The sequence below is a fragment of the Blautia sp. St.27G3 genome, assembly GCF_059728505.1.
On sequence record NZ_BAAGFO010000001.1, the window covers coordinates 645,364 to 671,070 of the forward strand.

The following is a 25,707-nucleotide window of genomic DNA, read 5'->3' on the forward strand; positions in this document are numbered from 1 at the left end:
TTCAATCCCTCATATTTCCCAGTCGTTCTTTCATGGCACGAAGCGCTTTTCCACGATGACTCAATTCATTTTTCTTTTCCGGCGATATTTCTGCTGAGCTGCATCCATACTCCGGCAGATAAAAAATCGGATCGTATCCGAACCCGTTCTCTCCACGTATCTCATAACCGATTCTGCCTTCCATCGTTCCATAACTTTCCAGCAGCGTTCCGTCAGGAAACACGCATGCAATCGCACACACAAACCGGGCCGTCCGTTCCTCATCCGGTACGCCCTTTAGTTTTTCCAGAAGCGCTGTGTTTTTGATCGTATAGGAGGTATCTTCTCCCATAAAACGCGCAGAATAAATCCCCGGCGCCTTATCCAGATAATCAATCTCAAGCCCTGAATCATCCGCCATAACAATCTCACCCGTCAGTTCCATAATCGCCCGGGCCTTGATAGCCGCATTCTCAGCAAACGTTTTCCCATCCTCCACGATATCTGCCGACACGCCGGCCTCCTTCATGGAAACTACGGGCACGCCAAGATCCGCCAGTATCATACGAATCTCTTTCATTTTCCCTTCGTTCCCGGTCGCAAAAATAATTCTTTTTTCCATAATTTTTTCTCCTCTACAGCATCCCTAACCGGGACGCGCCCTGGAATGGAATCACTGATTCACATCCCTTCAGACACAATATCTGCATTCGTGTACGCTTTCAGACACACGTTCGTCCCGAATTCCTCCTCCGTATTCTGCCAGTAGTCTCCGGTCTGGCTCAGATACCCTTCTTTGCCATCGGTTGTCACATTCTGCGTATACTCGTCCGATTTATATTCCACCGCCACCGGATTCCATTCGCCCGGTGTCGTCATTTTTATAACCACTGCAAAACGCTCCCCCGCTTCCAGGGCAACCGGCGTTTCCAGATCAATCGTATAGTAGCCTTTGGCATCCATCTCACAGCTTTGCAGGAATTCCTTTTTTTCGAACGATTCAGGCCCCGCAAAATCCGGTACAACATAAACTTCACAGGAAGCCTCTGCTGCTGTCGCATACACGCCGACAGCAGACAACCACTCATCGGAAACTGCCGTATACACATTTGCAAACCAACAGGTATCGTCGTCGTATCCCTGTTTCCCCTGCCAGCCACAGTCATCCGTCTGATAAATCCGGTCATAATTGTCTGTTCCCTCAATCCTGCTGTACGAAATGACCGTATCACCAGCATTACTGTCTTCATAGGAAACATAAAAAATACCATTTTCACCAAATGCTTCTCCCCAGGTGTTCTGACAAATAAAAGCTCCATCCTGCGCTGGCGGCGTCCGAAAATGAAATCTGGAATACGTGTCATCCCAGCCAAGAATCACTACATCGTGATTCTGAATCTCAGACCCATAATAATAGTATGCACTCTTATCCTGATTGTAATAAGGAGACTCCGATGATGTCGTATTGCGGTCCATGTACAGCGAAGTCTGCACAGCGCCGTATTCCTGAACCAGTTTTTTTATCTCATTTATAGCCCCATATTCCAGTACCTGAACCTCCTGCACATGAACCGCAGGAGACAGCCCGGGCGGCGAATACTCATCCCCATACGGGTCCTCTTCCTCTGTGACGGGTCCTTGCCAGCTACTCAGGTACGCCATCAGCATCAGATAATCCCCGCCATCCTCCGTATCCACGGTAAATGTATTGCCAAGTGAAAGGTGATCTGCTGAAAATATGATATGCTCATCCGGAAGCAACGCTGCCTCCATCGCAGATGCAGCGCTCAGTGCCCAGCATGTTCCATACTTTCCCTGATCGCGTACCACAGGCTTTTTTCCATAATCCCCGGCATACCACTGCACAGGCAGCTCACCATCCGCTTCTGCCCGCAAAAACATCCCTGTCATTCCCAAAAGCGCCGCTGCAAACCATACCATGCTTCTCTTTTTTCTCAAATCCGCTCTCCATTTCCCTTCTTCGGCGGCCGCGGCCCCAAAAACTGGTAATAATACGTCTTGATCATTCCATTGTAGATCTTCCTGTTTTTATCTGCCTTTTTACCAATATATTTTTCTGCCTGGTCGTAAGAGGTAATGACGTATTCCGACCAGGAATCGAGCCTTGAAAAGGCACGTCCAATCTCCTGATAAAGGCCAGGGAGATTTTCACGTTCCTCAATCCGCTCTCCGTAAGGAGGATTTGTAATGACAAAACCATATTTTTTCGGATGATTCAGCTCTGAAACCGATCTTCTCTGAAAATGTATCAAATGATCCACACCGGCCAGACGGGCATTCTCTCTTGCACTTCGAACCACATCTCCGTCAATATCGTAGCCCTGAATATCCGTCTCAACTTCTGTTTCTACAAGATCCTGCGCCTCCTCCACTGCATCGTACCACAGACGGCGCGGACTTAGGTTCGCCCAGCTTTCCGCCAGAAAGGAACGGTTCATACCAGGTGCGATATTGGCCGCTATCATGGCTGCCTCAATTGGAAAGGTCCCGCTCCCACAGAATGGGTCCACAAGAATCCGGTCTTTTTTCCAGGGCGTAAGCAAGATCAAAGCCGAAGCCAAAGTTTCCGAAATCGGCGCTTTCGCCGTAAGTTTACGATAACCGCGCTTGTGCAGGGACTCTCCAGTCGTATCCAGGGCAATCAACGCCTCATCCTTCATAAAACAGATGCGAATCGGATACTGCGCTCCGTCCTCCTGGAACCAGCTCACCCCATATACCGTTTTGAGCCGTTCTACGATCGCTTTTTTCACAATGGACTGAATATCTGAAGGACTGAACAGTCTGCTCTTTACTGAAGTCGCTTTGGCAACCCAGAATTTTGCGTCTTTCGGAAGATACTCCTCCCACGCAAGCGCTTTGGTCCGCTCAAACAGCTCGTCAAATGTCTCAGCATGCACGGTCCCTACTTTTAACAAAATTCGTTCTGCGGTGCGCAAAAAAACATTCGCATCTGCAATCGCCTGCGCATCTCCCAGAAATGTCACCCTGCCGTCTTCGACACTGCTAATTTCATAGCCAAGATCCAGAATCTCCCGCTTCAATACAGCCTCCAGGCCAAAATGACAAGGTGCTATCAGTTCGTATAATTTTTTCATATTATGATTTCCTTTACTGTATTTCCTTCAAAATCCCTGATGGTAAACCTTCCGTCTCGCAGCACTGCATACGTCGGTGGATTTCCGCCTTTCGGAAGCGCTGCGGAGCCCGGATTCAGAATCAGGATTCCTGCTTTCTCCTCTGCACACAGGACATGCGTATGGCCGTGCAGCAAAACATCTCCCGGTTTCATTGGCGGAAGATTCTTTTCATGGTACACGTGGCCATGCGTCGCATAGATTGCAGTTTCCCCATGAAACAGCAGCATATAATCAGCAAGCACCGGAAATTCCAGCACCATCTGGTCCACTTCTGCCTCACAGTTCCCGCGCACCGCGTAAATCTCACGCCGTTTCCCGTTCAGCATCCGTATCACTTCTTTGGGGGCATATTCTGCCGGAAGATCATTTCGTGGTCCGTGATACAAAATGTCTCCCAGCAGCACCATACGATCTGCCCCTTCCTTATCGTACACCTCCATCAGTTTCCGGCAATAAAAGGCCGATCCATGGATATCCGATGCAATCAAAAGCTTCATGCTCTCCTCCTTATGTACCTCATTTCCTTCTCTATCTTAATGCCCTCCTGCCTTTTTTGTCAATCGTTATATCATTTATCCCTTCATTGTACCAGATACGGCCCGGCCCCGGTAAGCCATAAATCCGCCTACCACGCTCATCGTTCGGCGCCCTTTCTGTTCCAATTCCCTGGCTACAGCCATACTGAGCGCTCCGCGGTCACAGTACAAAATCACCGGTTCTCCCGGACGTCCGGGTACCATACCGCGAAATTGTCCGTGCGGCACATTTACCGCCCCCGGCACATGTCCCTGTCTGAACTCAGCGCCTGACCTCAAATCTATAATAAGGTACTTTCCCTCCCGGGCATACCGTTCAAGTTCCTTCGCCGAAATTGTTTCCATGATTTGAAATACTCCTTTTTTCTTATTATATGACGCATATCTTTATATGATAGATATCCTGTAAGCGTGAAAACGGGGATGCCTTCGCATCCCCGTTTTTGAAATCTCATCTTAGTACTCGTAGTCAGCCTCGTTTTTGCTGTTCTTGCTGGAGCTATTTTTTGTGCTGTTGGTGTTGTGGCAGTTTTTAGAGTTGCTGTTTGTGGAAGAATTTGTACCACTTGCATTCTGGGTTTTGTTCTGAGAATTCGTATTCTTGGATTCTACATTTTCCATGTTATTCGCATTTTTAGCCATGATAATAGCCTCCTGTTTTTGTTTTTTCATTACACCGTTATTGTTCCAATATTTTTAAAAAATATGTATTGCAATTTTCTGGAAACTATATTATAATCTCTTTTGTAAAAAGAATTTACCCTTCAAAACAATTTTTTTTACAAACCCCTTATTAATTATTTATACTCCCCTCGAGACAGCAGGTAGCTCCCCTACCTGCTGTTTCATTTTGCCTAAAAATCCCATTTTCCTTTATAAAGTTACAAAAAACGCAGCCCCGGATTTACTCCAAAGGCTGCGTTTCCTTCTTCTATGATACAAACTGCTAACCATAAATGAAATCATGAAGCTTATCAATCGTCGGCTCCCAATCCGGAACAAGCATTCCCTGTCCTTTTACGTCGATCACATCATACATATTGTCATACGGAATACGGTCTGTCTCGAACTTGTATTCCAGCATTTCTGGAAGCTCTGGAATCATACTCCAGATCTCGCTCTCCGGAATATTCATCGTAACATGTCCCAGAATAGACTGCATCTTATCTGTCATCTGCGCGACGGACATACCTTTCACTTCGCCCATAAGCTGCTGAATCAGATAGCGCTGACGCTCGGTACGCTGATAGTCTGAATTTCCAACGTAACGGTTTCTTGCATACGCAACAGCCTGTACGCCGTCACAGTGGATGTACCCACCGCCCACAGGTACCTGATGTGCATAGCCGTCAACATTCATCAGATTACACATATCCAGGATATAACCGTTCATTACTTCCGCCTCGCTTGCGGTAATCTCCATATCCACGCCGCCAATAATATCAATAATATCAATCAGATCAAAGAAATCAACTGCGGCATAACGGTCTACTTGTACCTTATAAGTGTTCGTAATCGTCTCGCACAGAAGCGGACCTGCGCCCCACGCATAAGCGGCATTCAGCTTATCATAACCAACGTCCGGGATGTCCACATACGTATCTCTCATCAGAGAAACCATGGTCACCCGGTTGTCCTTCTTATTTATGGAAACAAGAATCATACTGTCCGAATTACCGTTCCACGTCTTGTCCCTGCGGTCTACACCAACCAGAAGGATATTGTAAATATCATTGTCTGATGCTGTCTTCTTGTCCGTCATACTACTCATTTTATTGTGAATGCTGTCCAGCTCGTCAGCACTGACCTTTACACCGCCAAGGCCATCTACATCTGATTCAGCCTCAAGAGCCGCTGCACGCGCCTCCTCCTCCATCTGCTTCACCACATGCTCCGGAAGTGTCTCAAGCCTCTTCACGTCTTCATCTGCAACATAATTTACATTGCTGTACAGGTCATGTCCCAGTTTGTAAATTACGCCGCCACTGATAAACACAATGCCCAGCACAATGCAAAAGCTGATCGCGAACACCTTTTTCATATTCATGCCGCTTTTTTTTCTTTTATTATCGCTTTCGTAACCCCCCCGTCCATTATAAGAATTGGGACGTTCCTCTCTTTCTCTTTTTCTTGACATATTGAAAATCCCTCCTGAGCTCTCTGGCGGATAAAATAAAGGTGTATGTGTGACACCTGCGCCATTTCGATCCTTTCAATTTGAATCAAATCAGAAATCCTGAAGATTTCTTAATATTACAAAATTTCTCAATATAACAAAAAAGCTTTCCAGTCACTCCGGAAAGCTTTATGCGGAGGATGGGACTTGAACCCACACGATATTGCTACCACAGGCACCTGAAGCCTGCGCGTCTGCCAATTCCGCCACCTCCGCGTATTGGTAAGTTTTTCAACTCACGAACGTTATAATACTACATGACCCACAAAATGTCAATAGTTATTTACAATTTTTTTCAAAATTTTTTCAACAAAAAAATTTTAATTTTCTTCAAAATAAGTATTGACTTTCTTCCTGTTTTTTGCTATTATACTGTTTGTTCGCGGAAGTGTCGGAATTGGCAGACGAGCAAGACTAAGGATCTTGTGATCAATGCGATCGTGTGGGTTCAAGTCCCATCTTCCGCACTAATTTCAAAACAGGGAAATCTTATAAAGATAAGATTTCCCTGTTTTTTGTTTTTTATCAACTTTTTCACAAAATATAAATATGCAAATTTGCCCATTCAGCTTTTGCCTCTGGGCCCTTCTGCTGTTACATCGTATGCTCTGTGTTCCTCCACTCTGCAAGCGCTTCCGTATAATACGCTACCTTAAACTGAATCGCTGCGCGATAACGCTCCATCTGCTCCATCTTTTCCTCAAAATCAATCTGATGGCGTTTCATGATCTCCAGCCGTTTTTCAAGTGTACGCTCCCCCTCTATGCAAAGACTGATAAATCCCCTGATTTCTCTGATCGACATCCCTGTATCTTTCAGGCAGGAAATCGTTTTCAGCCACTCAAAATCACTGTCCTTAAATACCCGCGTTCCATCTGCCCGCTTTTCCAGAAACGGCAGAAGTCCCTCCTTATCATAGTAACGCAGCGTATAAACCGAAACACCTGCTTTTTCTGCTGCCTGCGAAATCGTATACTCCATGTTCTGACCGCCCTCTCTTTTGTATTTATATCTTCAATTTTAAAGGCTACAGTGCGCTCTATGTCAAGCCATTTCTGTCCAGTACATTTTCACCCGAAATTCCGTTCCAACTCCCACCTCACTGCTTGCTTCAATCACGCCATTCTGCATCAGGAACACCTGCTTTGCCATTGCAAGGCCAATCCCCACACTCTCTCCCGAGGTATTTCCTCCCCGGTAAAACCGTTCAAAAATATGCGGTAAATGCTCTTTCGCAATCCCTTCGCCGTTGTCCCGTATCACAAAATTCGTCGCGAAATTATTCTGGCTCACCAGAATCTCCACCGCACCTCCGTTTGCAGTATGCTCCACGCAGTTTTTCACAATATTGGAAAAGGCCTCTGATGTCCAACGCACATCACAGACCATCTCCATCTCACTGCATTCTGGAACAATGAGCCGGATTCCTTTTTGTTCTGCCGCAACTGCAACCGGCTGGCAGGCATTTTGAAGCAAAGCCTCCACGCCCACCCGTTCCCGCTTCAATTTCAGCATATTGGCATCAAGCTGAGAAAGCGTCAGCAGATTTCGAATCAGCCACGTAATGCGCGCCACCTGCGAATCAATCTTTTCCGTAAACTCAGCTCGCTTTTCCTCCGGCAAATCCGGATTTTTCAAAAGATCAGTCAGAATCGTGACAGCCGCAAGTGGCGTCTTAATCTGGTGCGAAATATCCGAAAGCATTCCCGCCAGATACTCCTTATCCCGCATTGCCACGGATGACTGCTCTTTCGTCTGCACAACTAGCTTGTAAATCTCACTCTGTAAAATCCCGATCTTCCCTTCCATGCATTTCGCCGGCGGCATCAATTCCGGATAATCCTGCATCCGCATCAGATATTCTGTCAGTTCCTCTACCTGCCTCTTCTGTCTCCTTTGCCAGCCGAGAACAAATATAAGACAAACCCCCAGCCCTGCTGCCAATAGGCCAAACACCATACCCATGCTGTTTTCCTTTCCACTTACATAAAATCAGGTACGCTCATCGACTCTTCAAAGTAGGCTCTCCCACGTTTTTCCTCACTCCATACAGTATCCAACACCCCGCACAGTCCGAATCAGCGCCCCCTCTGCCGTATCCCCCAGCTTTCGCCGAAGCCGCTTCACATACACACTGAGCGTATTATCATTCACATAATCCCCGGCCTCATCCCAGATAAGCTGCAAAATCTGTCCTCTCGAAAGCGTCTGTCCACGGTGCCGCAGGAAAATGAGCAGCAACCTGTACTCCATTGCGGTCAAAATTATTTCTTCTTTATCAGCAAATATCCTTCCCGTCTGCAAATTTACCTGATTTTTCCCGACCGTCAACAGTTCGCCAGGAATCACTTCCTGCTTTGTACGGCGCAGAATTGCCTTCATCCGCGCCAACAGCTCCCGGATGCGGAACGGTTTCGCAATATAATCATCCGCGCCCTGTTCCAGGGCGCGCACGGTGCTCACTTCATCGTCACATGCAGTCAGAAACAAAATCGGCGTCCGGCTCTTCTGCCGGATTTCCCGGCAGATCTGATACCCGTCTCCATCCGGCAACATAACGTCTAGAAGATAAATATCTATCTCAGGCCTGCTGCCGATGAGCCGAAGCGCCTCCGAAACCGTGGAAGCTGCAAGCACTTCATAGCCCTCCTGTGCAAGCGCAAATTGCAGGCCATCCAAAATAATACTGTCATCTTCCACGATCAAAACCCTCATAGTATGTTCCTTTCCATCAGCCTTCCCGGCGGATATTTTCTAATATCTCTTCTTTTTGTACCTTTGCACAGCAGCGCAGCGTAATTCCAACCAGCACGCTGCCAGCCAGTACCACGGCGCCTGCAACCAGTCCAACTGGCAGCCAGATCACAATATTTCCAAAAAGCGTATGGAATCCGAAGCGAATCACGTAAATCAGCAGTGTGGAAAAAATACCTGCTACCAGCAGCGCCCTCGCAAAGATCCCAGCACACTCGTACAGCAGCATCTTTCGCAGCTGACCGCCCGACATACCGACTGACTTTAATACTGCAAATTCGCGGCTGTTGCCGGTCATCCATCCCTGGACGGAATTAAACAGATTCAAAAGACAAATTACAGAGGTCAACAGAACAAAGGAGATCAGCAGAACATTGGCAATACTCTGAATAGCGTCCCCGAATTCCATCTGGGCCTCGTTTCCGGACAGAAGCACTCCGGCATTATTTCCATCCTGCAACTTTTTCACACGCTCAATCAGTTGATTCGTCTCTCCGTTGGTCCGAATCATCAGCCGCCGATCCGACATACCATGCCTGCCGGTCTCGGAATCTATTATTTTGCCAATCTGCGCGTACACACCTTCATTTACAAACAGCCAGAGATAATTCGTTCCCACTTCCTCTACGTAATCTTTCAGCTCTTCGTGCGAACCCAGCCCTGCAATCTCCAAAGGCATCACCTGTTTTTTCTCTTCTTTTGGCGAATAAATGCTTACGGGAATTTCATCTCCTACCTGTAAATCTGTCATCGCATGAATGCGGTAATAGCGGTACCGCTCCGGTTCCCTGTCCCAAACGCTTATGCTGTCTGTAGACATCATCCCTTCGTTTAAAACCAGAGCTGCAGGCCGTTCCCGGTCCAGCAGCTTTTTCTTATCAGCGCCTGTCTTTTCCGCCATCCGCGCCAGCGTTTCATCATCTACCATCATGAAATTCACAACATAGGAATCAGTCGGCGCCTCCTGCTCATATTCCTCATCCGTTAATTCCCTGTGATAATACAGGTTAAATATATCACGGCGCGCCGTATCATATTCCGCACTGTATACAGAACCCGGCACTTCTCCCACAAACATCAGGTCGCCCCATTCCACCGCCTGCGTAATCCCCGGGTCTGCCTGGATTTCCTTTTTTACTGCCTCGTATATTATATCATCATTTCCATACATTACATAGTCGTAATTTTCCCGTTTCATGGTGAAATCAGATGCCTTTAATTTCAAAGTAACGACCCTGGACACAGCGCTGCTTCCAAAAGCCGTAACAATCAGAAGTACCAAAAATACAGCCGCCGCCCGCTGGACAGATCTCGTTTTCTGGCTGCGCCGCGTAAGATTGTTTCTGGCCAGCATCCCCTCTGCTGCCTTTGCACGATACAGCATACGGCTCATCTTATACTGTCTGCTCTTTTTTTCCACATTCCCGCGAATACATTCTACTGGCCCGATCTTTCCGATTTTACGCGCCGGAAGCCACGCGGAAATCACAGCAGTGAGTACGGAAAAAGCTGCCACCATAACAAGGTTTTCCGGTACAATCTTGATTGTAACCGGGCACGCTTCCACAAATTCCTCCATGTTCATCAAAGCGCCAATATAAGGCCGGAACACTGTCATTGCCACATAGATCACACCAATCCCAAGGCCAAGGCCGATTGGCAGCGCAAACAGCATCAGATAAAACGTCTCATAAAAAATGCTGCTTTTCTTCTGCCTTCCCGTTGCGCCCACGGAGCACAGCATGCCAAGATACCGGCTGCGCTCCTGAAAAGACATATTGAACACATTATAAATCAGAAGCACTGAAGCTGCCATGATCAGAACCACAAAAAATATTGTCATATACCGGACAAGACGATTCAATGTCATTTCGGAGGAATTGCCGGAAAACGCCAGTAACGTATCATTTGTGTCAAATTTAGAGCCTGCGGCAATTTTCACGATATCCATAAAATATCCGTCAGACACTTTGTCAAGGTCCATTTTCAACGTAAGATTGAATACATCCTCTGATAATATATCTGCTTCCAGGAACGTAAGCGCAGTGTAAGCGGCCGCAGATGAATCCTCATAGGATGGAGTCTCGATAAAACCTACCACTTCATAAGTGCCCTGCTGCCCCGTATATTCCTTATTTTCCCGAAAACTTTCCGTCTCTTCGTAATACGGGAAATTTTCCGGAACCTCTACGGTTTCCCCGTAATGCAAAATCAGCTGTTGAAACGGAAACACGGTTTCTTTGACTTCTGCATCCGTCCCTGTAACGGACCGTGTAAAAAAATCAGCCTCTATCACGTCTCCTGCGGCAATCCTGGCGCCGTCCTGGCGTGCACTTTCACTCACAACAATTTCTCCCGGCTTTTCCGGCAGACGCCCCTCCAGCAGTGTAATATTCATCCAGTCAAAGCAGTGCGAAGTATAGCCCTTTACATTAAGATAAGGACGCTCCTCATTTCCGGACTGCGCAAAATCGATACAGCCAAGCGTTTTTGAAAGCGCTGTCTCCTTCACCCAGGTGAGCGCCTCCACTTCCTCATACTGCTTCTTTGTAATATCAAACATGCTGACATGCCATTTTCCCTTTTTTAAAGAAGCGACTTCCTGCAAATAACCGATTCCGGTCTCCTTCCCTACAAAAACGCAGGTCATAAGCAGCACCATACACACAATCCCGGCAAACATGGTAAACGTGCGCCGTCTGTTTTTTTTCATATACTGTCTGGTGACATAAAATACAATGTTTTTTCTCACTGCCTGTCACCTCCGATTGCTGTACCGCGGCTGTTCGTATTTTGCTTCGGCAAAAATCCGTCTTTCCCTTTGCTTCCCGCATTAAATTCATCTTTGTGCTTGCCTGAATTTGATGCCTCCTCTGTGCTTTGTCTCATCCGAATCCGCTCATCCCGCGTAATCCGTCCATCTTCAATACACAGCATCCGGTCTGCCTGAAGCGCGATTCCCTCGTCATGCGTAATCAAAATCAAGGTCTGCTTCTGGCTTCGGTTTGATTCCTTCAAAAGCCGAATGATTTCCACCCCGGTTTTCCGATCCAGATTTCCGGTTGGTTCGTCAGCCAACACAATCGCCGGATGATTAAACAGCGCCCGCCCGATGGACACTCTCTGCTGCTGCCCGCCGGAAAGCTGACCAGGCAGATTATTTCTGCGTTCAGTAAGCCCCATACTTTCCACAACCATATCAAGGCGTTCCTTATCCATTTTCCGCCCGTCCAGCAAATGCGGCAGTACAATATTTTCATCCACATTCAATACCGGAAGCAGATTATAAAACTGATAGATCAGACCGATCTGTCTTCTGCGGAACACCGCAAGCTTATTCTCATTCAGCGCGTGAATATCCGTTCCCGCGATAAATACCTTTCCTCCGGTCGGTTTGTCCACACCGCCCAGAATATGCAGCAGCGTCGATTTCCCGCTCCCCGACGGTCCCACAATTGATACAAACTCCCCGGCCTCCACAGAAAAAGAAACGTCATCCAGAGCCTTCACCTGCGCGTCACCCGCGCCGTACACCTTTGAAAGGTTCTCACATCTTAAAATCTCCATAGCCACTATGCCTCCCTCTTTATTTACCGGACTGCTTTTCCTGTATCTTCTCATCTGACAGGTACCGTCCTTACTACTATATCATAGGTGAGCAAGATGACTCTACTGTGAATTCTATGGTGACAAAATTGTCATTTTATCAGCTAATGTTTTACAGCATGCGTCACGATTGCAGTACTTGGCGGCTGTTTTTTTCTTAAAAATCTGATAACACAGATCTGCATAGGCAACTATAAACATACAAAACAGGAAGAGCTGCGTCAGCATCTCTCCCCGCTTTGTTTTTCTCATATCTTATCTTCTTATGCTTCCGGTGCTACCGGCGCTCCTTCTACTGGTTCATAGCCGCCCACGCGGATGATCAGATTCATAATATTTTCCGCGCAGCGCTCCAGCTCGCCCAGGGACACATCGCCTGCCACATAGCCTGTGATCAGGCCTGTGCTGTCAAGCAGCCAGATGGAATATTCGCATACTTTATTTCCTTCTGCGTCGTAAATATAATCCGCATCATTTGTATAGCCTTCCGGAAGTACCGGGATTTCCGCCTGTTCATACGGGCGGTCACAGGACGCTACCACGCCGTTCTCGTCAAAGCACGGCTCCGTTGCCGGAACGTACATGTTGTTGATTTTGAACAGCTCATAGTCGCCGTACTGCGTGCCGCAGTGCTCACAATATACCTGCCCGGCATGGACGGTTCCATACCAACTGTCTGTCGCGCCTTCTGTTGTGAAGCCCTCCGGAAGTACCGGGTCTCCGCGACCTACCAGACTCGGCATACAAAGATCGCCCTGTGCGCGGATCATGCTGGCATTTCCTGCATCCTTCCCGGATGCCCAGTCTGTCATAACCGCGCCTGTAAAGCCCCACTCGTCACGCAAAACCGTAGTAATCAGTTCATAATTCGTAGCTGCATAGGAACCATTGATCCGATTGTAAGAAGTCATAATTGACCACGGATCGCTCTCCTCGGTGAGAATCTGGAACGGTTTCAGATAAATTTCTCTGAGCGCACGTTCTGTCACAATGGAGTCTCCGCCGCTGCGGCTGTATTCCTGGTTGTTTGCTGCAAAATGCTTTGCTGATACCGATACGCCGGCAGACTGTACGCCTTTTGTCATAGCTGCACCAATTTTTCCTGCCAGTACCGGATCTTCTGAATAATACTCAAAGTTACGTCCGCACAGCGGATCTCTGTGAATATTCAAAGCCGGTGCCAGCCATACGCTTACCTGGTTGTATTTTGCTTCCTTTCCGATCTCAGCGCCCGTCTGCTCGATCAGTGTTTCATTCCAGGTACATGCCTGCATCGTTCCGATCGGGAAGTACGTATTTCCGGCATCATCCTCATCCATGGTCAGACGGAGGCCTGCCGGGCCGTCAGCCATAACAGAAAAGTTCACGCCTCTGTTGCTCATGGTCTGTCCGATTCCGCCTGCCGCACCTGCTGCAGATTCCGGGAAGAAATGGTAATTGTCTGTACGTACGCCATAAATTCCTCCAAAGATCTGTGCAAGCTCTGCCAGCGTAAACTGAGAAATAAATTCTTCTACGGTTGCCTGTCCGTCTGCCACATGTCCAAGCTTAATTCCCTTATCCACACCAGTCAGCTCATAAGCCTCCAGGTCCGTATCCCATTTCTCTGTGATATCATTTGCAGCCTTGCGCAAAGAAGCTTTCTCCGAAGCCATCACATAGTTGCCCTCATCATCCTTCACTGCCTTGGCAACAACAAACGCAAAGTCCGGTGCAAGCACTTCCGTCAGCTCTTCGGTCACAACGGTCTCATCCACCGTATAAGTACCGGCCAGAGTCAGATTCTTAACCGTTGTCCCTGCATAAACAGCGTAGTCCCCTGCTTCCATTACGTAGCAGTTCTCATGGCCTGCAGCGCCGGAGTCATCATAAGAAGCCATATCCTTTGTCGCAAAACTCAAAGTCACCGTACAGGACTCGCCCGGTTCAAGTTCCGGAGTCTTGGCAAAAGCTCCCATCTCATAAGCCGGATTTCCAAGTGTGCCCACCGGCGCACTGTAATATACTTCCACAACTTCTTTTCCGCTCACCTCTCCGGTGTTCTTTACATTCACGTCCACGGAGATGGTGTTTTCATCCATCGTCGTCTCGGCAATTTCATAATCAAATGTGGTATAGCTGAGACCATATCCAAATTCATAACGCACTTCTTCCGGTGCAAATGTCTCAAAATAACGATAACCTACGTAGATGTCTTCTCCATAAATCGGATTAATTACGTCAATTCCGTATGTCGCACTCTGTACCGCATGTGCCGGATAATCCTCGTAATCATAAGCCCATGTGTCCATCATATGGCCCGACGGGTTGATCTCTCCGGTCAGAATTTTGCCGACAGAAATCGTGCCGTAGCCGCCCGGCTGCCATGCTTCCAAAACTGCATCCACTTCATATTTCTCAATCCAGCTCGTATCTACCATACTTCCTGTATTCAGAATCACCAAAACCTTGTCAAACGCCCCGCTGACCGCAGCAAGCGTAGCCTCCTCACTCGGAGAAAGATACCAGTCGCCGTCCCCTTCCTTCGCGGTGCGGTCATGGCCCTCACTCGAATTACGTCCGAAAACTACAACCGCCATATCATTGCGCGCTGCAATCTCTTCCATATTCAGATCATCCAGCGGCATCTCTACTCTGGACGCCCCGCTTCCCATGCTGCCGAAGGTGCTGTTTTCATTGTCATCTGAATTTTCCTCGCAGAACTTTGCATACACCTCATATAATTCCTGATCATAAGAAATGCCGGCTTCGGTAAACCCGTCAATAAAGTTGTATGAAGCGCCCGTATGTACCGTGCCGGAACCGCCGCCTCCTTTGTAAATATCAATCTGTGTCCGGCCAAATACGGCCACCTTTGTCTCATCCTTGTTGAACGGCAAAATCCCGTTATTTTCCAGCAAAACAGCGCCTTCTGCTGCCACCTGCAAGGACACTGATTTTGCATCCGACGCGGGATCAAGATTCCCGGCAAAGCTCACGCCCGGAACTGCTGTAAACGCGGTTGCCACTGCCAGAGAGATTGCCATAACCTGTTTCTTTTTCATCAAAAATCCTCCCTTTTCTATCCTGCATTCGATGGTTCATCCGTGCGCACCAGAACTGTACAGACATATCACCGGAACAAGCCATTCCTGTGTTTTCCTGCCTGAACCAACCGTCTTCCATAGAATAAAAAATTCGGAAACAGAAGTCAATCTTTCCGCTCCATCCTCAAAAGATCCCCCACTAAATCAAAATATTCCCCCCTCCAAACACTACTTTCGGTACTTAGCCGGAGAAATATTATAGAATTTCTGAAACACACCGCTGAAATGTTTTACGTCACGGTAGCCCGTCATCTCCGCAACCTGCGCAACCGTATAGGACGCATCGTCAAGAAGGCGCTTTGCATTTTTCATGCGGATGGCAGTCAGATATTCGCTGAAGTTCGAACCCGTCTCCTTTTTGAAAAGCGTTGAGAGATAACTTGGGCTCACATAAACCGTTGCCGCCACGCTCTCCAGTGTCAGGTGCTCCTCAAAATGTGCTTCTATATAGTTCTTCACAGCCCGAATTATTTTGCTGCACGATTCTGTCTGCGGCTCCGGACTTTTCAGCTTCTCCTTCACCACAGTCAGCGCTTTCATAAGCTCCGCCCGGTTGACCGGTTTGGGCAAAAAATCCTCCGCGCCCAGCTGCATCGCCTCTCTTGCATAAGAAAAACTCGCATAAGAACTGACAATCAGAAACCGCGTAGGCAGACCGGCTTCCAGCGTTTTTGCAATAATTTCCAGTCCGGAACGCCCCGGCATACAGATATCGGTTATCACAATCTCCGGCCGCAGCGTCAGAATCATCTCATACAGCTCATCCCCGTTTTTGGCGCACCCTGCCAGACTCAGCCCGAATCGCTTCCAGTCAATAATATGTTCCAGCAGTGTCAGCGCCAACGGCTCATCATCCGCAAGTACTACCCGCACCATTCGCATCCTTCTCCTCCATCGCATCCCGCGTTCGGGCCGGAATCCACAGGCTTACCTTGGTCTCTTTCCCCGGCTCACTCTCAATTGTATAATCCACAGGCTCCTCAAAAAAAACGTTCAGACGCCTCAGTATATTACTCAGTCCAATCCCGTTTGTATCATCATAATTCTCGTCTGCCATATCTTTTTGTACCTGCGCAAGGCGCTCCGGGGTAAAGCCAGTCCCATTATCCGCCACTGTAATTCTCACCCGTTTTTTGTCCCATACGGCGTCAATCAGGATACGGCCCCCCTGCGCAACAGGCATAATCCCATGAATCAGAGCATTTTCGCATAATGGCTGCAAAATCATTGACGGAATCCAAATTTGGCCGCATTCTGCCTCTTCCCGGATCTCATATTGCAGCCGATCTGCAAACCTTCGCTTCTGGATAGACAGATAATTCTCCACATTCTGCATTTCCTCCTGAAGCGTTACCGTCTTTCCCAGACGGCTCAGAGAATACCGCAGATAATCCGCTGTCTCAAAAATCATATCCATGGTCTTCGGCGCAGACTCAGCAGCCGCCTGTCCGCCGATCACATTCAATGCATTAAAGAGAAAATGAGGATTCACTCTTGACTGCAGCGTCAGCAATTTGGCCCGTTCCAGCTTGGCTGTCATCTGTGTTTCCCGCACCTCAGCCTCTTTGAGCTGCCGTTCCATTGCTTCCTTCAATTTCAGTTCTTCGATTTGATCCAAAATCTCATCCAGCATCCGATAAAAAGCCCTGGACAAAACCCATACCTCATCGTGCCCCGCCTCTGCTTCCGGCGGCATATCCACAACCCACTCTCCTTCGCAGATCTTTTCCGCACATCCAGTCAAAAGTGTCAGTCTTCTCGTAACGCCTTTTGAAAAACGCACCAGAAAAGCCATGCAAAAAACAATCAGTACTGCTGTTCCCCCAAGCAGTGTACGTTCCACATTTTTCTGCGTCGCCTCAAGCCGCGCCTGCCACTCTACGCGGTCCTGATTTACCACCTTCTGGTGCTGGTTCATCATCTTGTGAATCAGTTCCATCCGTTCTTTTGTGTCCTGGTACAGTGCCAAATATCCCCCTGTTCCCCCATTCGTTTCTTCCAACACCTTCCCTGCACAATCCGCATAATCGGCGATCAGATATTCCAGATCCGTAAAGATCGGTGCATCCAGCAGTCCTGCCAGCGCCTGCGCAGCCTCCTGCATCTCTTGCAACAATGCAGTGCACCGTATTTTTATGTCATCGTCCCTGTCAAGCGCATAAGAATACAGCCTGCTGTCACTCTCTTCAAGCCCATTCACCAGAGAAGCAAACGTTCTCTGTACTTCTAAAAGTCGGCTTTGCTGCCGAAACAGATACTGGCTGTTTTTCCAGAAGAACGAAAAAAACAACAGAAGCAGCATGCAAAGCATTCCCCCAAAAAAGAGCAGCCTTTGCCTGATCGAATGAATTCTCATCTTCCCTTTCATGATCATCTGCCCTCCAAATCCTGCGCTGTCAGCTCAATACAAGGAAATAACCGATCCTCCCCCATTTGTGTCCTGTCTGCCGCCAGTTCAACCAATGCCTGCGCACACGCTTCCCCGATTGTTTCCGTATCCTGCGTATATGTAAGATCAAGCGCGCCCAGACGCAGCGCATTTTCGATCTTTTCATTGCGGTCAAACGTAATCACCACAGTATCCCCGCTTCGCCCTCTTGCTTCAAGCACATCAGCAGCAGCCTGTCCGGACACTGCGTCCGCGCAGAACAGGGCCTTCAGCGCCGGATGCTCATCAAGAAGCGTCTCAACCGTAGAAATCGCTGTCAGCGAATCATACGAAGTGTTCATCTGAGCCACGATATTCACCCCATTTTCCTCTGCACCTGCAAAAAAACCATCCAGCCTCGCTCCCACGCTGCGCAACCCGGTCTGCAAAACCGGCGCCAGAACCGCCACCTCTGCTTGCGGTTCCAGTGTCTCAGCCAGAAAATCAGCAGCCTTTTCCCCGACGCCGTAATTATCTGTCCCGATATAAGCGTAACGTCCGCTCTCTTCCACATCTCCGTCTACCAAAATCAGCCGGATTCCCTCATCCGAAAGCGCCTGATAATATTCCAGGCTTGTCTCTGATCTTGTCCCTAAAAACAACAGCACGTCGGTCTTCATGCGTATGGCCAGCTTCACCACATGTTCCACGGAAACGCTTTCCATGCCATACCTGCTGAATGCCACCTCAGGATGCCCATCCAGATTTTTTTCAATTGCCTCTGCAATCTCATGCACAATATTAAAATCCTGCAGCCACGTCTGCTCATGATAAAATATAGCGGCGCGAAGCGGCTTCTCCTCTGTCTCATGCGCCTGCCCACTCATCTGCGCAAGCCCGTATAACACCCCGGCTGCCACTGCTGCTGCCGCTCTTTTCCCTCTGCCCATACACGCCTCCTTTTTGGAACCTCAATCCTTCCAACCTCTTCTCCAAATATATCCCACGCTTATTCTCACAAATGTAGTAAAAAAGAGAGCGCAGTTCCACCGATGAACACTCATCTGTGTGAAGCACTCCCTTCATTATATATCAGGCTTTTTTATATTTCAATTTCTTATACTTCAACCAGCTCATACTCTCTTGTTCCGATGCCGTGTTTTAATGCCGCATCAATCGTATGAATACCGTTCTTTGACTCAATACGCTCTACCAGATGATCTCTGCCCGGATCTTTAGAAGCATATACGAGATCAAGGCAAGCCTGATCAATCGCAACCGGATCAAGAGAAGCCAGAATACCGATATCCTTCATACACGGGTCCTCTGCCACTGCACAGCAGTCGCAGTCTACTGACATATTTGCCATTACATTGATATAAGCCAGATTGTCCTTAAAATAGTTTACTACGGACGCCGCCGCGTCTGCCATAGACTCCAGGAAAGAATCATGATCGGATGTCCAGAATGCATCAATATCTCCAACGCCGTGGATATATTTCTTGCCGTATCCGGAAGCCACGCCAATTGAAAGCTGCTTCAGCGCTCCGCCATATCCGCCCATCGGATGTCCCTTGAAATGAGAAAGCACCAACATAGAATCATAATTTTCCACATGTTTTCCCACAAAATTCTTTTTGATCTTCAGTCCATCTGGAATCGCAAGCTCCAGGTCCGGGCCATCTGCATCCATAATATCAACCGGGAAAATTTTCGAAAATCCATGCTTCTCCATGGTCGCCAGATGCTTTTCTGTCGTATCTCTTGAACCTTCATATGCGGTATTGCACTCTGTAACCGTACCCTTTACGTAATCCACCATCGGCTTCCAGAATTCACCATGCAGGAAATTCTGATTGCCCTCTTCGCCGGAATGTACCTTCACCGCTACCTTGCCTGGCAGCTCTTTTCCAAGCATTTTATACAACTCAAGAACCTTTTCCGGTGTAATCTCTCTCGAAAAATATACCTTTGCTTTCATATCGTAACCTCCTTTTAAGTTTTCTGTTTCACGCTTGTTTTTATTTTATACCTTAGAGTACACTATAGGTCAACTAAAATTTTATGAAAACATCCCTCGCTTTTGCTGCTAATGTGCGTGAAACATACTTCCCTGCCCATCCAAAATGTCCTACATATGTTTCAGATATTTCCGGTATGTAAATACAAACAACACCGCAGACAGCGCGGTTGCCAGATAATCAGTCACCGGCTGGCTCGCAGCCAGCATACGCGGCGTGTCGAAAATCTGTCGGAAGGCCAGCAAGATTGGAATATAAATAATCCCCTGTCTGCTCACAGACAGGATAAGCGCTGGAAGTGCAGCCCCTGTCGACTGAATTGCATTGACAAACACAAACATCAGGCCCAGAATGGGGCCGGAATAAATATAAATGCGGGCAAACTGGATGCCGAACTCATAGGCATCGGCGTTATCCAAAAATGCCTTTACGAGGCCGCCCGCCCCGAAATAGCAGATTGCTGTCATAATCAGGCTCAGGCTAAACGCAAGGCCCAGAGAAAACTTCATCACATCGGTATACCGCTTTTTGTTTCCGGCCCCGTAGCAGTAACCGAGCAGCGGCTGTATTCCACTTCCAAGTCCGATCAGAAGCATTACGACAATCATATTTACCTTCATGGCCACGCCGAGTCCAGCTACAGCCATATCTCCGTAACGCACCATCAGATTGTTGATAATGATGTTCGAGGTACTCATTAAAATACTGTTTAAAGAAGCCGGAATACCGATTGCCATCACGCCTGCGGCAATCCCGTCCCGGACCTTATAATCCTGCGGGCGAATCGAAAGCAGTGCCTTCTTTGACACGAGATGCCGTACATAAAAAGCAGCCGAAAAAACGTTTCCGATCACTGTAGCGATCGCTGCTCCGGCCACATTCCAGCCAAAGGTCAGAATCATCAGCGGATCCAGTACGATATTCATCAGGTTGCCGAGAATCATACCCATCATCGCAGTTTGTGCGCTTCCCTCGGCGCGGATGATGTTGCTGAACGAGTTGCTGACAATCAGAAACGGAATACCAAGTGCAACAATGTTTAAATACTGCACCGCATAATCCATCGTATCGCTGCTAGCCCCGACTGCCGCACAGATCGGCTTCACAAAGATCCAGATAACAATCATCGCGATGATTCCGATCACCAGACCGCTCCAGAAGCAAAAGGAAGAGGTACTTCTTGCCTTCTTCTCTTTTCCCTCACCGAGCATCCTCGAAATCAGGGACGTTCCTCCAATGCCAAAGAGCATGCCAACTGCCATAAAAAGCAGGAACACCGGCGTTGCCACCGAAACAGCTGCTACCATATAGGCATTTTTTGTCTGACCAATAAAAAAAGTGTCAGCCAGATTGTACACTAACACCATAAGCATGCTGATGATCGACGGAACCACATTGCTGATGACTGCCTTGGGTATAGGCGCATTTGCAAAAATATTTGTTGTTTTGTCTTTCATATTTCACTCCTCCTGTTCTCACAAAGAAAAGCCACGTTTCAGATTCTCGTATATCCGCTGCAAATACTGATCAAGCTGAAGCCGCTCCGTTGGCGTCATCCCGTCCAGCATAACACCGTATACGTATTCCAGCGCCTTTTTATCCTCCTCAAGAACGCGGTACCCTTTCTCCGTCAGAAAAATCCGCTTGCTTCTCCCTGTTTCCTCCCGGAAAATAAACGCTTTCTTTTCCAGAAGCTTTAGTACATGGATGGTACTGGTATGCTTGACCCCAAAATATGCTGCGATTGCAGACAGCGTATTCTCCGAATCCTCATGCAAAAGCAGATACACCAGCGTATCCATCTGAGGAGCCGTCAGGTCATATTGTTTCAAAAGCCTGTTTCGGCCGCGCTCCAAAGCTACCTGTATTTTTTTCAGATATATTCCTGTCTGAATCATGGTTACGCCCTTTCCTTATGTAGCTTGCTACATTTTATAACAACAATCTGGAAAAGTCAATCAAAAATCAATCCTTCCTTTTTCTATTTAAAGTACAGTAACCGCTTACTTTGTCGGAGCAGCCCGCGCTTTGTTCTATAATATAATTTACCATGCCCCTGTGGTTTCAAAGCAATACAAGGAAGAAGTAGAAAAAGGCAAATATCCGGTTATAGTTGTTGTAAATGGTACTGGTGTTTTGGAATTTGTATCTTGCTCAAATTGATACAATAGAAACCGTATTCCCGTGTTCTTCCAAAAGTGCAATGAGATCATCTGTCTTTAACCAGACGGTTGCCGTATTTTCATTCGGATGTACCCCAATAATGCCCGGTAACCCCATAAAGTCCTGATCGACGCATGCACTTACCGTTCTCTCACTATCATTTAAGATACCAAACGGTGATACAGAACCCGGCCTCAAATCCATAATATCCAGTAAATCCTGTTCCGACGCAAAACTCAATGGCCGGGTATTAAGCTTTTGCCTGAATTCTTTTAAGTTTACCTTTTTATCGCCTTTTACTATTATGAGATAAAAGTTTTTCTTTTTATCATCGCGGACAAATAAATTTTTTGCCACTGCTTCCGGATAAGGAATGTTGATTTCAGAAAGTTCCTCCATATTATAAACCGCTTCATGTTCTGTAATTTTATGCTGAATACCTTTCTTTTTCAGATATTCATAAATTTCCTGCCGGTTCATACTTCCTATCCTCTCTGATTTCAGGTTTCCAAGCCTCACGATTCTCACAATCCCACACTACGCTTACAGGCAAAGTTCTTTTATATAAAACTGATTCATCGTACTGTGGACAACTGCCTCCGGCTTATCAATCTGCTGAAATCCATTTCTTTTATACAACCGAATCGCCGTTTCAAGATTTGTATGGGTCTCGAGATATAATCTTTTATATCCCGCCTTTCCGGCAAAATCTTCTGCAATCTGCATTAGGTATCTCCCTATTCCTTTTCCCTTTGCCGGATCTGTCAGATAAAGCTTTTGCAGTTCTGCACAGTTCTCAAATCCATCAAATTCTGCCACGCCTACGCCGCCGATTACTTGTCCATTCTCGTCTGTCGCAATAAAATAGCCTCTTTTACCCGGAAGACTCCTGTAATACCTGCTGAGGTGATCCAACTCCGGATCAAAGTAGACCGTTCCCGGAATATCCAGATGAAATTTCTTTAAATTTGTTCTGATAATCTCTGCAATCAAAGAATCGTCTGCATCTGTAATCGGCCGTACATTAATAAGCTCCAAATATGTGCTGCTTTGCCTGTTTTTCATGCTTTTACCCGCTTTCTATTGCCTATACGTCATTTTTCAGAGAAGATCTTTATTTTACATATTTGCTTCTTCTGCGATAAAATGCAGCGAACAAAATTCCGCCCAATATTGTTAAAAGGCATACGGCATACATAATCAGATTTGCTGTTTGTGCCGTATTAGAGGTAGAACCAAGATCGGAAGCACCAGGCCCAAACCCGGACGGATCAAACCCTTCTGGAAATTCTCTCCGAAACTTTCCAGATGAAGATTCTGTTTCGGATTCTTTTCCAGACTCTGATTCTGATACTGATTCTGATTCAGATTCCGAAACCTGATTATCCTGAGTTTCACTGCCCTCTCCAAATCCTGTAAATTCGAAAGGCTTTCCACCCATTCCTCCCATATTCATGGTTCCCATTACCTCGACATTAATCGAAGACGCATCCACCAAAGCAGACGAATTTTCTCTTTGTCCCTCCGTTGTTGCCGGAACGGTGCCCTCCAACTGTCCCTGAATACTTTCCGCACGCAAAACAACTGTATCGTAAAGCATAGCTGCCCCGGTCTGATACTCTTCATATGAATAAAATGCAGTCGGATCTGTCTCGACAAGGGAACCGATCTGTTCCCCAATCCGCTGATACATTTCATCAAATATCCCACCGGATACATATTCCTCCACAAGCTGTTGCAAATAGGAATGATATTGGGCAAGGTATGTCTCATTCTCTAACAACGAATCAAAAAACTTTGTCCCTGAAAACGGAGTATCAATCGGATGATTCACTACATCAGAACCATTGTTTCCTCCCATCCCCATGCCTCCGAAGGCCAGATTATAATCCCACGGAAGAATATTCAGGCAGCCATTGGATTCATAAAGGTAATAATTATGTGCCATATTTCCCGTCAAGCTGTCCTGATTGACGACAAATGTATGAACCGCCATATATTTCAGAATATTGTCAATATCCAGATAACTCTTTAGTTCTGTCCCTTCACTGACATGTTTTAAAGCTTTTACCACTTTCTTATGTTCTTTGTCTCCGGTTTTCGTAACAGCCCCCTCCCAGATCGTTGTATAGCTATCCAGGTCATCATTGCTGTAATTCAGGTCAGCCCCACCGCTACGCGAGGAAAAAGCACCGCCCATATCCGGCATATTATTTGAAAAGAAATCTGGCATATTGCCGTCCGTATCCGGCATCTGATGCTCTGCTGTTCCTGTATTCGACCCTTCGTTTTCCGTTTCTTCCGGTGTTTCGCCTGCCACCTTGTTTGGCATTCCTTCCGCCATTTCTCCTGACGGCACGTCTGGCATTCCTGACATGGCAGGCATCTGCCCTCCAGGAAGCATCGCGCCTCTGCCAGGTCCTCCATCCTCTTCCTTCCTGTCACCGCCCATACCCATACTTTCTGGTTTGTACAGCGCGCCATTTCCTGTACCATAGTTCCGCATCAGAAAACTGTCCTCAACCGCTTCAAGCGCCAGATACACGCCCCAGTATTCCCCGTTTACAGATACTTTCGCATAATTATACAAAGAAGCATCCACATCCAGAAAACGATACATGTCGTAGACGATAGCCTCTTTCATGTTCGTCGCATCTGCATAATTATTATTCAGGATCAGCTTATCCAGGCCAAAACACGTCTGCCCCTCTACATACTGATCAAATTCGATCTTCAGACTGTACCGGTCTGTATTCGGATCAGTAGCAATAGCTGTGAGGCTCGTATTTCCTTTGGGGCGGATACCTACATTGCTCACTTTTGTCCCGTTAATTACAACGTCACATCTGTAATACATCTCAGAAATCGCATTGTCCAGAAGCTCCTGCCAGTCATCCTCATCTATTTCTATATTGACCTCCAGAATCTTATCCGTATCAAACAGCTTTGACTCATACTGCATCACAACACCTACACCACCGGTCGCACTCGCCAGCTGATCAGAAAAAGCCATCGCACACAGACAAATGACCGTCGCAACTGTCATCAATATGACTACAATCCTTGATATATACTTATTTGTAATCATAACTGCCTCCTTCTGTTATTCGAAAATTAGAACCAATTACAGTCTGAAATCAGAATCAGACGAACTGGAAATCCCCTTCCTTTCTTAAGACATATACTCCCCATTATAGCTGACCAGAGTCGTATGTTCCACGCCTGTAATCTCATTGATACGGTTCACAAAGGAAGTACCTGCATCTTTCATACGAATCTCTGCTGTCAGTTCTATGCCTCCTGCATTTACCGTTTTCGCCTTTACCACATATCGCTCGGCTGCGCTCTTCAGTACTTGTAATGCCGCCTCTTCCGCCGCTTCCGTCTGACAATTCAGCACCAGAAGGTAAGGATTATCATGGATTTTCCGGTTTGCAAACAGCAGCAGAACGATACCAATAAGTACAGAACCAATCACAGCCAGCGGGATCATACCTGCTCCGATCACAATACCTGCTGCAATTGCCCAGAACAGATACACGATTTCCATCGGCTCCTTAATCGCTGCACGAAAACGCACGATGGACAGCGCACCCACCATACCAAGGGAGAGCACGACATTAGAAGTTACCGCCATGATAACCAGCGTAGTTACAAGCGATAATCCAACCAACGTCATGGCGAAACCGGTTGAATACATAACTCCTGCAAACGTTTTTTTGTAAACAAGAAAAATAAACAGCCCGACCGCCACTGCAAACAGCATGCCGATTGCCATGTCTATCACAGAAAACTGCGAAACATTTTCCAGAAAACTTGATTTAAAAATATCATTAAATGTCATAACTTTAACTCCT

Annotated in this window: 24 protein-coding genes and 2 tRNA genes; 1 reads left to right on the forward strand and 25 read right to left on the reverse strand. The window is 47.1% G+C overall.

Annotated features, from left to right (window positions below):
- Position 1: 1 nt before the first annotated feature.
- The 8 genes from rdgB to AC6I2O_RS02950 all read right to left on the reverse strand — a co-directional run bounded on the left by rdgB (position 2) and on the right by AC6I2O_RS02950 (position 6,068).
- Complete coding sequence (gene rdgB / locus AC6I2O_RS02915; protein ID WP_120393298.1) at positions 2–601, reverse strand: RdgB/HAM1 family non-canonical purine NTP pyrophosphatase; 600 nt, start codon at positions 599–601, stop codon at positions 2–4.
- Positions 602–660: 59 nt separating this feature from the next.
- The gene (locus AC6I2O_RS02920) at positions 661–1,938 is read right to left on the reverse strand and encodes a lectin like domain-containing protein (RefSeq protein ID WP_497741753.1); all 1,278 of its coding nucleotides are present in this window, start codon (positions 1,936–1,938) and stop codon (positions 661–663) included.
- Entirely contained in the window at positions 1,935–3,098 is a 1,164-nt protein-coding gene (locus AC6I2O_RS02925; RefSeq protein ID WP_497741754.1) for a THUMP domain-containing class I SAM-dependent RNA methyltransferase, read from the reverse strand. The genes AC6I2O_RS02920 and AC6I2O_RS02925 overlap by 4 nt, the downstream gene beginning before the upstream one ends.
- Positions 3,095–3,637: a phosphodiesterase gene (yfcE, locus tag AC6I2O_RS02930; RefSeq protein WP_120393295.1), complete on the reverse strand. Its 543-nt coding sequence runs from the start codon at positions 3,635–3,637 to the stop codon at positions 3,095–3,097. Before yfcE ends, AC6I2O_RS02925 begins: the two co-directional genes overlap by 4 nt.
- Positions 3,638–3,712: 75 nt before the next feature.
- On the reverse strand, positions 3,713–4,021 hold the full coding sequence (locus AC6I2O_RS02935) for a rhodanese-like domain-containing protein (RefSeq protein ID WP_120393294.1): 309 nt from the start codon (positions 4,019–4,021) through the stop codon (positions 3,713–3,715).
- 111 nt (positions 4,022–4,132) lie between these two features.
- Positions 4,133–4,318, reverse strand: a complete 186-nt coding sequence (locus AC6I2O_RS02940) for a hypothetical protein (protein ID WP_120393293.1) — start codon at positions 4,316–4,318, stop codon at positions 4,133–4,135.
- A gap of 304 nt (positions 4,319–4,622) precedes the next feature.
- On the reverse strand, positions 4,623–5,813 hold the full coding sequence (locus tag AC6I2O_RS02945) for an LCP family protein (RefSeq protein WP_120393292.1): 1,191 nt from the start codon (positions 5,811–5,813) through the stop codon (positions 4,623–4,625).
- A 171-nt stretch (positions 5,814–5,984) separates the two neighbouring features.
- Positions 5,985–6,068 (reverse strand) — tRNA-Leu (locus AC6I2O_RS02950).
- A gap of 166 nt (positions 6,069–6,234) precedes the next feature.
- Between AC6I2O_RS02950 and AC6I2O_RS02955 the strand changes: the two genes are divergently transcribed.
- Positions 6,235–6,319 (forward strand) — tRNA-Leu (locus tag AC6I2O_RS02955).
- A 127-nt stretch (positions 6,320–6,446) separates the two neighbouring features.
- On the opposite strand, the gene AC6I2O_RS02960 is transcribed toward AC6I2O_RS02955, so the two are convergent.
- The 17 genes from AC6I2O_RS02960 to AC6I2O_RS03040 form a co-directional block, all read right to left on the reverse strand.
- Positions 6,447–6,833 (reverse strand): MerR family transcriptional regulator, encoded by a 387-nt coding sequence (locus tag AC6I2O_RS02960; protein ID WP_497741755.1) that lies wholly within the window; start codon positions 6,831–6,833, stop codon positions 6,447–6,449.
- Between the two features lie 63 nt (positions 6,834–6,896).
- The gene (locus AC6I2O_RS02965; RefSeq protein WP_497741756.1) at positions 6,897–7,817 is read right to left on the reverse strand and encodes a sensor histidine kinase; all 921 of its coding nucleotides are present in this window, start codon (positions 7,815–7,817) and stop codon (positions 6,897–6,899) included.
- Between the two features lie 75 nt (positions 7,818–7,892).
- Entirely contained in the window at positions 7,893–8,567 is a 675-nt protein-coding gene (locus AC6I2O_RS02970; protein ID WP_120393289.1) for a response regulator transcription factor, read from the reverse strand.
- A 16-nt stretch (positions 8,568–8,583) separates the two neighbouring features.
- Positions 8,584–11,358 carry an ABC transporter permease gene (locus AC6I2O_RS02975; RefSeq protein ID WP_497741757.1) on the reverse strand — a complete coding sequence of 925 codons (2,775 nt, stop codon included), beginning with the start codon at positions 11,356–11,358 and terminating at the stop codon, positions 8,584–8,586.
- On the reverse strand, positions 11,355–12,173 hold the full coding sequence (locus tag AC6I2O_RS02980) for an ABC transporter ATP-binding protein (protein ID WP_120393287.1): 819 nt from the start codon (positions 12,171–12,173) through the stop codon (positions 11,355–11,357). Before AC6I2O_RS02980 ends, AC6I2O_RS02975 begins: the two co-directional genes overlap by 4 nt.
- 114 nt (positions 12,174–12,287) lie before the next feature.
- Complete coding sequence (locus tag AC6I2O_RS02985) at positions 12,288–12,464, reverse strand: hypothetical protein (protein ID WP_497741758.1); 177 nt, start codon at positions 12,462–12,464, stop codon at positions 12,288–12,290.
- An 11-nt stretch (positions 12,465–12,475) separates the two neighbouring features.
- Entirely contained in the window at positions 12,476–15,256 is a 2,781-nt protein-coding gene (locus AC6I2O_RS02990) for a glycoside hydrolase family 3 protein (RefSeq protein ID WP_120393286.1), read from the reverse strand.
- A 210-nt stretch (positions 15,257–15,466) separates the two neighbouring features.
- On the reverse strand, positions 15,467–16,174 hold the full coding sequence (locus tag AC6I2O_RS02995) for a response regulator transcription factor (RefSeq protein ID WP_497741759.1): 708 nt from the start codon (positions 16,172–16,174) through the stop codon (positions 15,467–15,469).
- Entirely contained in the window at positions 16,149–17,666 is a 1,518-nt protein-coding gene (locus AC6I2O_RS03000) for a sensor histidine kinase (RefSeq protein ID WP_497741760.1), read from the reverse strand. The genes AC6I2O_RS02995 and AC6I2O_RS03000 overlap by 26 nt, the downstream gene beginning before the upstream one ends.
- Positions 17,667–17,668: 2 nt before the next feature.
- On the reverse strand, positions 17,669–18,616 hold the full coding sequence (locus AC6I2O_RS03005) for a sugar ABC transporter substrate-binding protein (RefSeq protein ID WP_497741762.1): 948 nt from the start codon (positions 18,614–18,616) through the stop codon (positions 17,669–17,671).
- A 167-nt stretch (positions 18,617–18,783) separates the two neighbouring features.
- Entirely contained in the window at positions 18,784–19,647 is an 864-nt protein-coding gene (locus AC6I2O_RS03010; RefSeq protein ID WP_120393282.1) for a DUF362 domain-containing protein, read from the reverse strand.
- 150 nt (positions 19,648–19,797) lie between these two features.
- Complete coding sequence (locus tag AC6I2O_RS03015) at positions 19,798–21,144, reverse strand: MATE family efflux transporter (protein ID WP_497741764.1); 1,347 nt, start codon at positions 21,142–21,144, stop codon at positions 19,798–19,800.
- An 18-nt stretch (positions 21,145–21,162) separates the two neighbouring features.
- Positions 21,163–21,585, reverse strand: a complete 423-nt coding sequence (locus tag AC6I2O_RS03020) for a MarR family winged helix-turn-helix transcriptional regulator (RefSeq protein ID WP_120393280.1) — start codon at positions 21,583–21,585, stop codon at positions 21,163–21,165.
- A gap of 256 nt (positions 21,586–21,841) precedes the next feature.
- Positions 21,842–22,330 (reverse strand): prolyl-tRNA synthetase associated domain-containing protein, encoded by a 489-nt coding sequence (locus AC6I2O_RS03025; RefSeq protein ID WP_120393279.1) that lies wholly within the window; start codon positions 22,328–22,330, stop codon positions 21,842–21,844.
- A 63-nt stretch (positions 22,331–22,393) separates the two neighbouring features.
- The gene (locus AC6I2O_RS03030) at positions 22,394–22,915 is read right to left on the reverse strand and encodes a GNAT family N-acetyltransferase (protein ID WP_120393278.1); all 522 of its coding nucleotides are present in this window, start codon (positions 22,913–22,915) and stop codon (positions 22,394–22,396) included.
- A gap of 49 nt (positions 22,916–22,964) precedes the next feature.
- Positions 22,965–24,938 carry a CotH kinase family protein gene (locus AC6I2O_RS03035; protein ID WP_497741766.1) on the reverse strand — a complete coding sequence of 658 codons (1,974 nt, stop codon included), beginning with the start codon at positions 24,936–24,938 and terminating at the stop codon, positions 22,965–22,967.
- Between the two features lie 84 nt (positions 24,939–25,022).
- Positions 25,023–25,694, reverse strand: coding sequence for a DUF4956 domain-containing protein (locus tag AC6I2O_RS03040; protein ID WP_120393276.1), 672 nt, complete (start codon positions 25,692–25,694; stop codon positions 25,023–25,025).
- Positions 25,695–25,707 lie beyond the last annotated feature (13 nt).